Here is a 13,591-nt window from a genome sequence, read left to right as displayed (position 1 = left end):
GCCGGCGCACCGCCCGCCCAGCACCAGATCCGCGAACCCGCCCCACACCCCACCACGATCGGTGAGTCGTCGCCGGCGAGCAACTCCCGCCTGTGGACAACTGTCAGCCGGGGTACGTCGGGGTGATCGGCGCGGAGCCGGCGTCGGAGTCCATGGTCATCCAGAGCAGGTCCTTGCTGAGCCAGTGGACGCGTCCGCTGTCGTCCTGGATCACCGGCAGCGTGTCCTTGTTCGGGTTCGAGGTGACGTGCTCCGCGGTGAAGTCGGGGGTCGATCCCGGCAGCAGCTGGAGGCTGGAGCCGTCGGTGTTCACCATCCAGGTCTGACGACGCGGGTTGTTGGCCGTCGCGCCGACGACCAGGATGCCCGCCTTGCTCCAGGCCGCGTCGGTGATGTTGGTCAGCCCGAGCTGCAGGTGCCGGAGCTCGGTGAGCACCAGCTGCTTCCCGCCGTCCCGGGTCTGGACGGTGCCGATCTGCACGGTGTTCTGGTCGCCGGCCTTCGGCTTCATCACCAGCAGTGCCCGGACACCGTCCGGGGCCATCCGGAGATCCTCCGGCAGGTCCCCCTTGAAGTCGACCGCCACCGGGGTGAGCTTGCCGTCGCGACCGCGGACCCGGAGTCTGGGGTGGTCGGTGTCGGCGCGGTCCAGGATCCAGAGGTTGTCCTGGTTGTCGAAGCTCGGCTGCAGGGTCTTCCCCTCGACCTTGATCGGCACCAGGTTGTCGTCCTTGTCCCCCGCCGGGTCCAGCCGCCCGTACATGACGACGTGGTCGCCGTTCTTGGTGGTGGTGATGATCGCGCCGAAGGTGCCGCTCAGGTTCACCGCGAACGACTCGGCGTCGTACGACGACAGCTTGCTGCTGCTCAGCGGCTGGGCGGCGATGTCCGAGGACCCGTCGAGCCCGACGATGCGCTGCGGCTTGTTCCGGCGCAGGCCGAACAGCTTGGTCAGCGCCGCCCCCGGGACCTGCGGGTCGAACTGGGTGAAGTTGGCGAACGGCAGCACGTCCGGCTCGTCCGGCAGCAGCGGGGCCCCACCGACGGTGATCTTGGCCCGCAGATTGATCTGGTTGAGCGTCCAGACGATCTGTGCGGCCAACAGGTGCCGATCCTGGTCGCGGAGCCCGCCGGCAGCGTCGTTCAGCGCGACGGTGGCCACGCCGAAGTCGACGGGAACGGACACCTGCACCTCCGTGCCCGGCGGCGCCACGGTGGTCACGCCGTTGCCCAGCCGGCTGGTCGGGCCCTTCAGCAGCTCCTGGATCAGCTGGGTCGCCGCCTGGCCCTGGGACAGGTTCAGCGGCAGATAGACCGGGTCGGCCACCAGCAGCTCACGGGCCGGGTTGAAGAAGTACAGGTCCCGGGAAGCGAGCTTCAGGTCCACCTGGTTGCTGCCTAGGTACGCACCGGGCGGGACCGAGTCGACGCGGAACTGGCCGTCGACCTTCTTCAGCTTGAACAAGAACGTGGTCTGGGCGTTCACCGGCGCCGGGTTCCACTCGCCACGGGCGCCGATGGTGGCGATCCGCGGGGCGCTCAGCTGGATGCCGTCGCCCTTCTTGGTGAGCGACTCCGGGCTCTGGTCGTAGACCACCGTCTGCAGCTCCGGCTTCCACGCCGCGGCCGCCTCCGGGGTCATGTACTGCCGAGCGACGTCGTACGCCTGGGAGTCCGACATGGCCTCCAGGAACCCGCTGACGATCGCCATCTCGTCCACGTTCGCCCGCGGCGGCTTGGCCTCGACGCCGACACCGCCGAGGTCCGGCGCCAGTCCCTGGCGCTCGCCACTGCGGATGGTGCCCTGGGTGGGTACGGTCGCGCAGCCGGCCAGCAGGGCGGCGGCCAACAGCGCGGGCAGAACCGCGCGCAGCTTCCGCATCACCGCTCGTCACCACCGTTCAGCTTCTGGTACGGCGCTCCGACGTCGACGAGCTCGGTGACGATCCGCAGCGCGTCCGCGGGGCGGGCAGGCAGCGGCGAGCCGGTGAGCGCCACGTCCGGCCGGCGCGGCAGCGTCAGCCGGAAGTACGCACCGTCGCCCGGTGAGCCCCAGGCGTCCAGCCGGCCGCCGTGCAGCCGGGCGTCCTCCAGCGCGATCGACAGACCGAGGCCGGTGCCACCCGTGGTCCGGGCCCGGGCCGGGTCGGCCCGCCAGAACCGGCTGAACACCATCTCCGCCTCCTCGGCCCGGAAGCCGACCCCGTGGTCGCGGACCGCGACCGCCGCCGCGTCCTCGTCGTACGCCGTGCTGATCCGGATCGGGAGGCCCTCGCTGTGCTCGATGGCGTTGCCGATCAGGTTGCGCAGAATCCGCTCGATCCGGCGCGAGTCCACCTTGGCCCGGCACGGCGCCTTCATGTCCAGCTCGACCGGGCAGCCCTTGGCCTTCAGCAGCGCCTCGTGGTTCTCCAGTACGCGGGTCACGATGTCGCGCAGGTCGACGTCCTCCAGGTCGAGCGCGGCCGCGCCGGCGTCGAACCTGCTGATCTCCAGCAGGTCGGCGAGCAGTTCCTCGAACCGGTTGAGCTCGTTCTGCAGCAGCTCCACCGAGCGGCGGCTCATCGGGTCGAACTGGTCGCGGCTCTCGTGCAGCAGGTCGGCTGCCATCCGGACCGTGGTCAGTGGCGTCCGCAGCTCGTGCGACACGTCCGACACGAACCGGCGCTGCAGCCGCGACAGCTCCTCCAGCCGGCGGATCTGCCGCTGCAGGTTGCTGGCCATCTTGTTGAACGACAACGCCAGCCGGGCCAGGTCGTCAGTGCCGCGGACCTGCATCCGCTCCTCGAGCTTGCCGGCCGCCAGTCGCTCAGCGATCCGCCGGGCCATCCGGACGGGCGTCACCACCTGCCGGGTGACCAGCCAGGCCACCGCACCGAGCAGAACGATCAGCAGCAGCCCTGCGGTCACCAGAGCGCGCTGGACGACGTCGAGCGTCTCCTGCTGCGCGGTGAGCGGGAAGAGGAAGTAGATCGCGTACCGGTCGCCGGTGGAGTTGATCCGGATCTGCGAACCGATCACCAGCCCCGGTGCGCCGGATCCATCCCGGTAGTTGATCTCCGTGTACGTGTCGTACAGCTTGGAGTCGTCGCTCATCACCGAGGACGCCAGCGCCTGCGGGATCGAGTCGCTGTCGACCAGGCCGGTATAGCGGATGGCGTTGGACGCCGCCTGGTCGGTCGGGACCAGCAGAACGTCGTACAGGCCGGGGCGGTTGGTGCCCAGCACCAGCTCGGACAGCTGCTGGTTGATGTCGCTGCGGTTGGCGGCGTCGATCGTGTTGGCCAGCTGCGCCAACTGCGCGCGCACCTCCGCCTGGGCACTGGTACGCCGTGATTCCAGCACACCGTCGGTGACCTGGCTCATCATCACCCAGCCGACCAGGATCAGGACCAGCGTCGACATCAGCAGGGTGCCGGTGACGATCCGGGCCTGAATGGAGCGGCGCCAGATGTCCGGCCAGTGCTTCGGGTGCGTCCGCCAGAGCGGCTGCGGCTGGGCAGACCAGTCCGCCACGGCGGCGGTGAGCTCCAGCTCCGTCCCGCGGGACTCGGCCCCCTCCAGCTCGGGTGGGGTCGGCTGCCCGTCCGACGGACCACCTGGCTGGCCGGTGTGGTCCTCGACGACCGGATCGGTCGCCGCCTCCGGGTGGGCCGTCTGCGACTCTGGGCCGCGTCCGTACTCGATCAGTCCGCACCAGCCTTGTATCCGACACCGCGGACCGTGACGACGATCTCGGGGTGCTCAGGGTCCTTCTCGATCTTGGAGCGCAGTCGCTGGACGTGCACGTTCACGAGCCGGGTGTCGGCCGCGTGCCGGTAGCCCCAGACCTGCTCCAGCAGCACCTCACGGGTGAACACCTGCCAGGGCTTCGACGCCAGGCAGACCAGCAGGTCGAACTCCAGCGGCGTCAGCTGGATCGTCTCGCCGGCCCGCTTCACGGAGTGCCCGGCGACGTCGATGGTCAGGTCGCCGATGGTCAGCGACTCCGGACCGGGCTCGTCCATCCGGCGCAGCCGGGCCCGGATCCGGGCCACCAGCTCCTTCGGCTTGAACGGCTTGACCACGTAGTCGTCGGCACCCGACTCCAGGCCGAGCACCACGTCCACGGTGTCGCTCTTGGCGGTCAGCATCACGATCGGTACGCCGGACTCGGCCCTGATCGCCCGGCAGACGTCGATACCGTCCATCCCGGGCAGCATCAGGTCGAGCAGCAGCAGATCGGGCTTGAACTCCCGGAACGCCGGTACCGCTTTGTCACCGGTCGCACACAGATAGGTGTCGTAACCCTCGTTGCGCAGCACGATGCTGAGCATCTCCGACAACGCGGTGTCGTCGTCGACGATGAGGATGCGGCCCCGCATCGTCCGGTTACCCTCTGCCACGCCCAGTCTCCTTGCCGTCCGAATGCCGTTCGAATCCCGACCGATCGGTGTGCGACCGGCGGGTGCCAGGCCGTACGCACTACGGATAGTGTCCCATTCCCCCGGTAGTGCACACGCCGGATCGCCGTGTGACCCCGAGTTGGGCTGTGATCATGGTGCACGGTTGGGGTCCACCACAACTCACGTGCCGACGGGTACAACGGTTCAGCTGGGAGGAGGAACGCAGTGGCCGACCGCGACATGCGCCTGCACGACGACGTGGCCACGGAGCCGCTGCGCCCCTGGCTGCCCGCCGACCTGCTCGACAACGCCGCCCGGACGATCTCCGACAACAAGACCATCATGCTCGGTCTTCCGGTCCTCGCGGGGATCGCATTGGTCGCGATTCAGGCGGTGCTGACCGAAGTCGCCGTACCAGGTGGGCTCGGTGGCTTCTTCGGGGCGGACGACCCGTTCTCGCAGGCCGGTGCGGCGCTGCTGCTCACGTACGGCGTCCAGGTGGTGCTGTTCTCGGTGGTGTCGAGCATGCTGGCCGGGATCATCGCTCTGGCGGCGGTGCGGAGTCAGCTGGCTCAGCGGCTCGGTCCGCGGGAGCTGATGCGGCTGATCAGGCCCGCACTGCCCGCACTTGCAGCTGTCGGTCTGGTGCAGTCGCTGTCGTTCATCCTGCTGATCGGCGGCTGGGGACTCTTGGTGTTCGGTGTCGGCGCCGGCGCCGACGCAGCGATCTCCTCCGATGTGGCCGGTGCGGTCGCCGTGGTGATGATGCTGGTAGGCGGCGTGCTGGTGCTGATCTTCGGCATCCGGCTGGTGCTGGCCGGGACCGTCGTGCTGATGGAGGGCCGGCACGCACCGGACATCGGCCTCTACATCCCCGCGCGGGTCGGTGTCTGGGGCGCACTGCGGCGCTCGTGGCAGCTGGTGCGCGGCAAGTTCTGGCGGGTGTTCGGGATCCTGCTGTTCGGCGGGTTGGTGGTGAACATCATCGGGTACGCCCTGCAGTTCGGGGTCAGCGCGCTGGTCATCACGGTCGGCTCGTGGGCCGACCTCAGCAACAGCAGCGGGGCCGTGATCGTGACGGTCGTGCTGGGTGTGGCCGCCGGTGTCGCGACCGTGCTCACCCTGATCGCCAGCCTCGCCTTCATGTCCGCCGTCCAGGCCCTGATCTACTTGGACCTCCGGGTACGCCGTGAAGGTCTCGACCTGTGGATGCGCCCGGCACTGCGGTCGGAGGGACCCGCGTGATCGCCTTCTGGCAGGAGCCACCTGTCGACATCGACCGGGATCAGGCTGCCCAAGAGGCGGCCAAGGAGCTGTCCAAGCCGGCGTACCGGGATTCTGGCGGCTCGCTGATCGGGAAGGCCGTCAACAAGGTGATGGAGTGGATCCGTGACCTGCTGGACAGCCTCACCGGTTCGTCACCCAACGGCCATGCCGGTCTGGTCATGCTGATCGTTCTGCTGGTCCTTGTCGTGCTCGTGGTGCTCTGGCGGGCCGGCGTACTGCGGACCAGTCGTAAAGCCACGTCACAAGCCGTCTTCGACACAGCGCGGCCGCAAAGCGCAGCGGAGTACCGAGCGCAGGCAGAGCGGGAGGCTGGTGCCGGCGACTTCGCACTGGCCATCCGCAGTCGCTTCCGGGCCTGCGTGGCCGAGCTGACCGAGCGGACCGTGCTCGACGAGCGGCCAGGACGTACGGCGTACGAGGTGGTGGCCGACGCGTCGCAAACGGCGCCTGTACTCCATGAACCGCTGCAGCCGGCCGCATTGGTGTTCACGGAGGTTGTCTACGGCAACCGTCCGGGCACACCGGAGCGGTACGCGGCTGTTGTGACCGCTGACAACGCCGCGCGGACCGCACGGGTGGCTGTATGAGCATGCCGGTCGGGCGGAGCGTCGGCGAGAGCTGGAGGGCGCTACGGCTGCCCCTGCTCATCACCGGTGTTGTGGTGCTCGCTGCGATCGTCATCCTGATCGCCACCTCCGCACAGACATCAGGCCAGTTCAGTCCGGACTCCACCGAGCCGACCGGGGCACGCGCGCTGGCAGCACTGCTGAAGAACCACAACGTCGACGTACACGGCACCGAGTCGCTGGACGACGCCGAAGAACCTGGTGACGGACAGACGCTGCTGATCGGGCCGGGAGGTTCGCTCGATCGCTATAACTGGCAGCGGATCGCCGACGCCAGGTGGAGTCATCTGGTGCTGATCAGGCCGAGTGGTCTGGCTCTGGACGTTCTCGCGCCCGGAGTGCATTCCACAGGCGACGTACTGGACCTGCTGAGTCGTAAGGCGGACTGCGACCTTCCGGCCGCGGCGAAGGCGGGGACGGCGACGGTCAGCGGGTACACGTACAGCGCACCCGAGAACGCCATCGCTTGTTACGGCGACGGCATCAACAACACCATCGTCCGGCTGGACCTCGGTGGCCGGACAGTCGACGTGATCGGTACGCCGACATCCTTCACCAACGCGCGACTCGCGGACGACGGGAACGCCGCGCTGGCGCTGAACCTGATCGGCACGCACCAGGACCTCACGTGGTACCTGCCGCAATGGGAGACCTCCGGCAGCGGTCCGGTCGACGAGGACGCGCCACCACTGATCCGACCGGACGTGCGGTACATCGCGTGGGCGCTGGCCTTCGCAGTCCTGGTGGTGGCGTTCTGGCGTGGCCGACGACTCGGGCCGGTCGTCGCGGAGCGACTGCCGGTCATCGTGCATGCTGCGGAAACCACTGAGGGCCGCGCGCGGCTGTACCGGCGTTCCCGCGCCCGGGACCGGGCCGCGTCGGCTCTGCGAGAGTCGGCACTGGGGAAGTTGCACAAAGCGCACGGCATCCCCCGACGGGCCGAACCGTCCGCAGTGGTCGCAACCGTTGCCGCCCGTACCGGTCGGGACCCGGCCATGCTGTACGAACTGCTCTACGGGCTGCCACCACAGTCCGACGCCGCTCTGATGTCCTTGTCCTTTGAGCTCGACGTACTGACGCAGGAGGTACGACACCCGTGACGACTACCGAGGTCACCGCGGACCAGGCCCGGCAGGCGCTGGTAGCGCTCCGGACCGAGATCGGTAAGGCCGTGGTCGGCCAGGACACCGCGGTGACCGCACTGGTGCTCGCACTCCTCTGCCGCGGCCACGTGCTGCTGGAGGGCGTCCCCGGTACGGCGAAGACGCTGATGGTGCGCGCACTGTCCACAGCGATGCGTCTGAACACCAAGCGGGTCCAGTTCACGCCGGACCTGATGCCGGGTGACGTGACCGGGTCACTGGTGTACGACGCGAAGACCAGTGAGTTCGAGTTCCGGCCGGGGCCCGTGTTCACCAATATCCTGCTGGCGGACGAGATCAACCGGACGCCACCGAAGACCCAGGCCGCGCTACTGGAAGCCATGGAGGAGCGGCAGGTCACCGTGGACGGCGAACCGCGCCGCCTGCCGGTGCCGTTCGTTGTCGCCGCCACGCAGAACCCGGTGGAGTACGAAGGCACCTATCCGTTGCCCGAGGCCCAGCTGGACCGGTTCCTGCTGAAGGTGACGCTGGACATCCCGCCGCGGGATGCCGAGATCGCCGTACTCGCCCGGCATGCGCGGGGCTTCGATCCGCGTGACCTGGCTGCAGCCGGGTTGCGTCCCGTGGCCGGTCCGGAGGATCTGGAGGCCGGACAGGCCGCCGTACGACGGGTTGCCGTCCGCGACGACGTACTGGCCTACGTCGTGGACCTGTGCCGCGCCACTCGCCAGTCGCCGTCGCTGCAGCTCGGTGTCTCGCCGCGTGGGGCCACAGCGCTCCTCGCTGTCTCTCGCGCATGGGCGTGGCTCTCCGGCCGCGACTACGTCATCCCGGACGACGTCAAGGCGATGGCCCGTCCCTGTCTCCGGCACCGCGTCCAGGTGCGCCCGGAGGCCGAGCTGGAAGGCGTCAACGCCGACGCGGTCCTCGAAAGCGTCCTGGCCACTGTCCCGGTCCCCCGCTGATGGTGGTGACGGGCCGGGCCGGGATCCTGGCGGCGGCTGGGGTGGTTTTCGTTGCCCTGGTGATGCCGTCGTGGTCCGGGATCGGTTTGGTCGTCGCCGTGGTGCTGTTCGTGTGTGTGGTGGACATGCTCCTGGCCGGTTCACCACGCCGGCTGCAGTTCAGTCGCGACGGAGACAGCGCCGTACGGCTGGGTGAGCAGGCTGTTGTGCATCTGCTGGTGACAAACCCGGGTCGGCGCGTGCGAGGGCTGCTGCGCGACGCCTGGCCGCCGTCGGCCGGCGTACTGGACTCACCGCACAAGCTGGACCTTCCGTCGGGTGAGCGTCGGCGGTTGGTGACGCACCTACTGCCGACGCGGCGAGGAGATCGCGAGGCGGCACGGGTGACGGTGCGGTCGATCGGTCCGCTGGGCTTTGCTGGTCGGCAGAGCTCTCACCAGGTGCCGTGGACGGTGCGGGCGTTGCCGCCGTTCAAGAGCCGCAAGCATCTGCCGTCCCGGTTGGCCCGGCTGCGCGAGCTGGACGGGCGTACTGCGTTGCTGGTGCGCGGTCAGGGCACTGAGTTCGATTCACTCCGGGACTACGTGCCCGGTGACGACGTACGCAGCATCGACTGGCGTGCGACGGCTCGGCGCGGGAGTGTCGTACTGCGGACCTGGCGCCCGGAGCGGGACCGTCAGGTCGCCATCGTGATCGACTCCGGCCGTCTGTCCGCGGGGCGGGTCGGCGACGCACCACGACTCGACCACGCCATGGACGCTGCACTCTTGCTGGCCGCACTGGCCACTCGCGCGGGTGACCGAGTCTCCTTGCTAGCCTGCGACTCCGCAGTGCGAGCCGACGTACGCCGTCCCGCGCCGGAAGACGTGCTGCCGTCATTCGTGAACGCTCTGGCGAACGTCGAGGCGGAGCTGGTGCAGACGGACTTCCGCGTCGTGGTGTCGCAGGTACTCGAGCGACTGGGTCAGCGTTCACTCGTCGTACTCCTCACCGGGCTCGACCCGGCTGTCATCGAGGAGTCACTGCTGCCCGTCGTCGGTCCGCTCCTGCGGCGTCACGTAGTAGTGCTCGCGTCTGTTGCCGATCCACGGCTGACCGAGCTCGAGTCCACCCGGAGCGACCTGCTCGAGGTGTACGGCGCGGCGTCTGCTGCCCGGACCCGTCTGGATCGAGAGCGCGTCACAGCGACTCTGACGCGGGCAGGCGTCACCGTGGTGGACGAGAACCCGGACCAGATCGCTCCCGCGCTGGCAGACACCTATCTGTCGCTCAAGAAGGCCGGTCGCCTGTAGTACCCCCGAGCCATAGCTCCCCGCGCCAGCGCCACCGCCCGCCACCCCCGCCACCGCGGCCGAATCGCCGAATCGCCGAATCGCCGAATCGTGGCGTTTGGCTCGCCATCTGTTCGCCGAGTCGTGAGTATCGGCTCGATTTCACGACCATTCCCCACGACTCGACGGAACAGCAGACCAGCGCATCAGGTGAGGGCTCTCTCGAAGAGCAGTCGGTTGGCTTGGACGAAGCCGTGTTCGCGGTACGACCAGGCGATGCGTTCGGCCGACTCGTCACACGGCCTGTCGACCCAGAACTGCACGTTGTCGAGCTGGCGTTGCAGCACGGCACCGATCAGCGGTGCGTCGACCGGCAGGCCATAGGCGTTCGCCAGGACGCTCACCTGGTGCGCCTGTCTGGCAGGGTCGTTGTGTTTGGAAGCGATGCACCAGGTCCAGGCGGCGTACCCGAGGTCGTCGATCGGGTCACCCGGGGCTGAGAGGTCGAAGTCGATCAGGGCGGCCGGCAGATCGTCGGTGAAGACGAAGTTCGTGGGGCCGGGATCGTGGTGACACACGACCGGGTGATCGGCAGCCAGGCGGGTGTTGCGGGTGGCGTCGTGGAATCTGCGGAGCAACGCGCCGGCAGCGGCAACCTGTTGGTCGGTCCACCGTTGGTACCGAGACGGCACCCAGCCGTGCAGGTAGCTGAAGACGTCGCGACCTCTCTCGTCCTGGCCCAGGTATGCGGGCGTGAAGCCCTTGTCCTCAAGGAGTTTCAAGAGTTCGGCGACGAAGTGGGAGCGAGGCGATGCGGGCCGGCGTACCGTGTCGCCGACCCGCACCACCCCTGGTGTGAGGCGGCCGCCTGTCAGGGGTTCTTCGATCACGGCATCGTCGGACGGGCCTGGAGGAACGTCCAGCGGCGACCTTCCAGGTCCTCGGCCTCGTAGCAGCGGTATCCGTGTTCGTGGATCTCCTGCAGGATCTTGGCGCCGTTGTCCCGTGCGTGGGCGAAGTGCGCGTCGAGGTCGTCGACGTACACCCAGATGTTGTGATCGGTGGTGCTCGGGCGCGGCTCGGTGCGTTCGAAGAGCAGTACGGCGGCGGATCCGACGTGCAGCTCGATCCACATCGCCTTCTCGCCCTCGGCCGGCAGCGTGTCCCACGAGGTGAGCCCGAACACCTCGTGCAGCCAGCGCGCCGCGGCGCCCGGATCGTCGTAGTACAAGGCGATCGAGAGTCGGCCGATCTCGCGTGGCGCCCCGGCCGCGCTCGCCCGGCGCTCGACCCAATCAGGCAGCCAACGGATGACGCGCGGCCAGAAGTAGAACGCCTTGCCGTCCTCGGTGATCAGCGACTGTACGACGGTCACTCGCGTCCCACCGTCGATCGCCTCGAAGTCGACCCGGGTCTCGGTGTCGTCCACCGAGCTGCGATACCCGAGCCGTGAGCCGGGCTCCCAGTCGGTGACGACCGCGAGCTCGAGGGCATCGTCGGCGTACACCTCGAGCACCCGCCCGCCGACACCGGGCTCGATCCGCATCGCGATCACCCGGCTGGAGTCGAAGAAGTTGATCGGGTTCCGCAGCCACCACTGGTCGATCTCCGCGGTGAACGCCTCGAACGCGGTCGGAGGATCGACCGCGACCTCGACGGACGCGGTGGCAGACAGTTCGGTCATGACGACTCCTTCTGCTCGACATGCTGCTCGACGTGGCGCTTGAACGAGCCCAACTGGTTGCGCCAGTGCGCCTGGACCTGGTCGAGCCAGGCCTGCACCGCGACAACGGGCTCCGGATTGAGGCGGAACAGCCGGACCCGGGCGTCGCCGGCCACCCGCTCGTCCTCGACCAGGCCGGCCGCCAGGAGGAGCTTGAGGTGGCGACTCATCGCGGGCGAGGACGCCCCGGTCGCCGCGGCCAACTCGCCCGCGCGGCGCGGACCTTCGCCGAGCAGCTGGACAACCTGACGCCGCGTCGGGTCCGCCAGCACCTCGAAGATGCGGTCAACCTGCACTTCCGCCATACCGCAATAGTTCTACTTGTTGTTAACTATTGTCAACCGTTGAAACTAGTTCCGAAGCCGTCGCCAGGTGGCAGGCGACCTGCGGCGTCGGGGTGGCGGGGAGGATCTCGAGCGGCTTCGTGCCGCAGGCCTCGATACCGTTGCCCGCGGCCACCAGCTGGCAGCGGGGGTGGAAGCGGCAGCCGGCCGGGATGTGGGTGGGGTCCGGGGGCTCGCCGGTGAGCACGATGCGCCGCGGGGATTCGGGGAGGACCGACAGCAGCGCGCGCGTGTAGGGGTGCTGCGGGTCGGTGAGGACGGCTTCGGTGGGGCCGGATTCGACGATACGGCCGAGATACATGACGGCCACCCGGTCGGCGATGTTCCAGGCCAGGCCGAGGTCGTGGGTGACGACGAGAGCGGACAGCCCGAGGTCGTCGCGGAGCCGGAGCAGGAGCGAGAGGATCTCGCCGCGCACCGAGGCGTCGAGGGAGGCGACGGGCTCGTCGGCGATCAGCACCTTCGGGTCCAGAGCGAGCGCACCGGCGATCACCACCCGCTGCCGCTGGCCGCCCGAGAGCTCGTGCGGAAAACGCTGGAAGAAGCGTTCCGGCGGACGCAGGCCGGCCCGGGAAAGCGCCGAGGAAACAATGTCCTCCTCGTCGGACAGTCCATGGATGCGCGGGCCTTCGGCGACCGCCTCGTAGACGGTATGGCGGGGATTCAGCGACCCCATGGGATCTTGGAGAACCAGCTGCACCTCGCGGCGGAACGCGCGCAGGGACCGGCTGGAGTAGCTCAGCGGCGTGCCGTCGTACGTGATCCGGCCCGACGTCGGGCGTTCCAGGCCGAGCAGGGTGCGGGCGAGCGTGGTCTTGCCGCAGCCGGACTCGCCGACCAGGGCGACGATCTCGCCGGAACCGATCGAGAGGTTGACGCCGTCGACGGCGCGGGCCCGGCGGCCGCCGCGACCGGAGAACTCGACGGCGAGGTCTGTTGCTTCGAGCATCGTCATTCCCCCACTCGGACGCAGGCAGCGGTTCGATCGGCACCGGCCGGCCGGAGATCGACATCGACGGTCGAGCAGATGTCGAGCGCGACCGGACAGCGCGGGTGGAAGCTGCACCCGTCGGGCAGTTTCTGCGGATCTGGCGGATCGCCCGCCAAGCCGCGGGGCGCGAGCCGGGAGGACGGGTCGCCGACGGTCGGGAACGCCGCGGCGAGCGCTTTGCTGTACGGGTGCTCGAAGGACCCCGACGAGGGACCGAGCTCGACGAGGCGACCGGCGTACATGACGGCGAGGCGGTCGCAGACGTCGGCGAGGACCGACAGGTCGTGGGAGATCATCAGCAGCGAGATGCCGTGGTCGGCGATCAGCTGACGGATGAGCGTGAGGACCTGCGCCTGGACCATCAGGTCGAGGGCGGTGGTCGGTTCGTCGGCGATGATCAGTTGCGGTGCGCAGGCCAGGGCCATCGCGATCATGACTCGTTGCCGTTGGCCACCACTGAGCTCGTGGGGATAGCTGCGGGCTCGCCAGGCCGGCAGACCGACCTGTTCGAGGAGTTCGCGGACCCTGGCATCCGCGGCCGTTCCGGAGGCCATCCGGTGGACGAGCAGCGGTTCGGCGATCTGATCGCCGATTCGGCGGACCGGGTTGAGTCCGTGCTGAGCACCCTGGAAAACGATGGATGCCGACGACCAGCGGACGGCGCGCAGCCGGCCCCACTTCATCGTCAGCACGTCTTCGCCGTCGAGCATGATCTGTCCACCCACGACGGCCGTGCGCGGCAGCAGCCGGAGCAACGCGAGCGCGACGGAAGACTTTCCCGACCCCGACTCTCCGGCCAGCCCGACCGCCTCGCCGGCGGCCAGCGACAGCGAGACGCCACGGACCGCGGGTACCTCGCCGCCGGAGCCGATGCGGTAGGTCACCGACAACTCTTC

General features: G+C 68.9%; 13 protein-coding genes. 5 read left to right on the top strand and 8 right to left on the bottom strand.

Annotated features, from left to right (window positions below; genetic code table 11):
* Nucleotides 1-103: 103 nt before the first annotated feature.
* The 3 genes from ACFYRH_RS31185 to mtrA all read right to left on the bottom strand — a co-directional run bounded on the left by ACFYRH_RS31185 (nt 104) and on the right by mtrA (nt 4,364).
* The gene (locus tag ACFYRH_RS31185) at nt 104-1,882 is read right to left on the bottom strand and encodes an LpqB family beta-propeller domain-containing protein (protein WP_387782809.1); all 1,779 of its coding nucleotides are present in this window, start codon (nt 1,880-1,882) and stop codon (nt 104-106) included.
* The gene (mtrB, locus tag ACFYRH_RS31180) at nt 1,882-3,516 is read right to left on the bottom strand and encodes an MtrAB system histidine kinase MtrB (protein ID WP_387782807.1); all 1,635 of its coding nucleotides are present in this window, start codon (nt 3,514-3,516) and stop codon (nt 1,882-1,884) included. Before mtrB ends, ACFYRH_RS31185 begins: the two co-directional genes overlap by 1 nt.
* A gap of 170 nt (nt 3,517-3,686) precedes the next feature.
* A complete protein-coding gene (gene mtrA, locus ACFYRH_RS31175; RefSeq protein ID WP_141859693.1) occupies nt 3,687-4,364 on the bottom strand; it encodes an MtrAB system response regulator MtrA in 678 nt (225 codons plus the stop codon).
* Nucleotides 4,365-4,610: 246 nt separating this feature from the next.
* On the opposite strand from mtrA, the gene ACFYRH_RS31170 reads away from it, so the two are divergent.
* From ACFYRH_RS31170 to ACFYRH_RS31150, 5 genes are read left to right on the top strand one after another with little or no spacing between them, the layout of a single operon-like run.
* The gene (locus ACFYRH_RS31170; protein WP_387782805.1) at nt 4,611-5,630 is read left to right on the top strand and encodes a hypothetical protein; all 1,020 of its coding nucleotides are present in this window, start codon (nt 4,611-4,613) and stop codon (nt 5,628-5,630) included.
* Nucleotides 5,627-6,259, top strand: a complete 633-nt coding sequence (locus ACFYRH_RS31165) for a DUF4129 domain-containing protein (RefSeq protein ID WP_387782803.1) — start codon at nt 5,627-5,629, stop codon at nt 6,257-6,259. The genes ACFYRH_RS31170 and ACFYRH_RS31165 overlap by 4 nt, the downstream gene beginning before the upstream one ends.
* On the top strand, nt 6,256-7,398 hold the full coding sequence (locus ACFYRH_RS31160; RefSeq protein WP_387782801.1) for a DUF4350 domain-containing protein: 1,143 nt from the start codon (nt 6,256-6,258) through the stop codon (nt 7,396-7,398). The genes ACFYRH_RS31165 and ACFYRH_RS31160 overlap by 4 nt, the downstream gene beginning before the upstream one ends.
* Nucleotides 7,395-8,366 carry an AAA family ATPase gene (locus tag ACFYRH_RS31155; protein ID WP_387782799.1) on the top strand — a complete coding sequence of 324 codons (972 nt, stop codon included), beginning with the start codon at nt 7,395-7,397 and terminating at the stop codon, nt 8,364-8,366. Before ACFYRH_RS31160 ends, ACFYRH_RS31155 begins: the two co-directional genes overlap by 4 nt.
* Nucleotides 8,366-9,658, top strand: coding sequence for a DUF58 domain-containing protein (locus ACFYRH_RS31150; protein ID WP_387782797.1), 1,293 nt, complete (start codon nt 8,366-8,368; stop codon nt 9,656-9,658). Before ACFYRH_RS31155 ends, ACFYRH_RS31150 begins: the two co-directional genes overlap by 1 nt.
* Nucleotides 9,659-9,843: 185 nt before the next feature.
* Here ACFYRH_RS31150 and ACFYRH_RS31145 read toward each other — a convergent pair whose 3' ends face one another.
* The 5 genes from ACFYRH_RS31145 to ACFYRH_RS31125 are packed head-to-tail and all read right to left on the bottom strand — an operon-like array spanning nt 9,844 to nt 13,579.
* Nucleotides 9,844-10,527 carry a phosphotransferase gene (locus tag ACFYRH_RS31145; protein WP_387782795.1) on the bottom strand — a complete coding sequence of 228 codons (684 nt, stop codon included), beginning with the start codon at nt 10,525-10,527 and terminating at the stop codon, nt 9,844-9,846.
* On the bottom strand, nt 10,524-11,321 hold the full coding sequence (locus ACFYRH_RS31140; RefSeq protein ID WP_387782793.1) for a VOC family protein: 798 nt from the start codon (nt 11,319-11,321) through the stop codon (nt 10,524-10,526). Before ACFYRH_RS31140 ends, ACFYRH_RS31145 begins: the two co-directional genes overlap by 4 nt.
* Entirely contained in the window at nt 11,318-11,665 is a 348-nt protein-coding gene (locus tag ACFYRH_RS31135) for an ArsR/SmtB family transcription factor (protein ID WP_387782791.1), read from the bottom strand. Before ACFYRH_RS31135 ends, ACFYRH_RS31140 begins: the two co-directional genes overlap by 4 nt.
* 22 nt (nt 11,666-11,687) lie before the next feature.
* On the bottom strand, nt 11,688-12,653 hold the full coding sequence (locus ACFYRH_RS31130; RefSeq protein ID WP_387782789.1) for an ABC transporter ATP-binding protein: 966 nt from the start codon (nt 12,651-12,653) through the stop codon (nt 11,688-11,690).
* A gap of 2 nt (nt 12,654-12,655) precedes the next feature.
* On the bottom strand, nt 12,656-13,579 hold the full coding sequence (locus tag ACFYRH_RS31125; protein WP_387782787.1) for an ABC transporter ATP-binding protein: 924 nt from the start codon (nt 13,577-13,579) through the stop codon (nt 12,656-12,658).
* Nucleotides 13,580-13,591: the final 12 nt, after the last annotated feature.

It is taken from the genome of Kribbella sp. NPDC004875, assembly GCF_042873375.1.
Lineage (GTDB): Bacteria > Actinomycetota > Actinomycetes > Propionibacteriales > Kribbellaceae > Kribbella.
This window is presented reverse-complemented; position numbering and strand designations above follow the sequence as displayed.

Excerpts from the sequence above, each read along its gene's own strand:
- mtrA (WP_141859693.1), bottom strand. The coding sequence starts at position 4,364 with ATGCGGGGCCGCATCCTCATCGTCGACGACGACACCGCGTTGTCGGAG.
- ACFYRH_RS31185 (WP_387782809.1), bottom strand. The coding sequence starts at position 1,882 with ATGCGGAAGCTGCGCGCGGTTCTGCCCGCGCTGTTGGCCGCCGCCCTG.
- ACFYRH_RS31150 (WP_387782797.1), top strand. The coding sequence starts at position 8,366 with ATGGTGGTGACGGGCCGGGCCGGGATCCTGGCGGCGGCTGGGGTGGTT.
- ACFYRH_RS31160 (WP_387782801.1), top strand. The coding sequence starts at position 6,256 with ATGAGCATGCCGGTCGGGCGGAGCGTCGGCGAGAGCTGGAGGGCGCTA.
- ACFYRH_RS31130 (WP_387782789.1), bottom strand. The coding sequence starts at position 12,653 with ATGCTCGAAGCAACAGACCTCGCCGTCGAGTTCTCCGGTCGCGGCGGC.
- ACFYRH_RS31140 (WP_387782793.1), bottom strand. The coding sequence starts at position 11,321 with ATGACCGAACTGTCTGCCACCGCGTCCGTCGAGGTCGCGGTCGATCCT.
- ACFYRH_RS31135 (WP_387782791.1), bottom strand. The coding sequence starts at position 11,665 with ATGGCGGAAGTGCAGGTTGACCGCATCTTCGAGGTGCTGGCGGACCCG.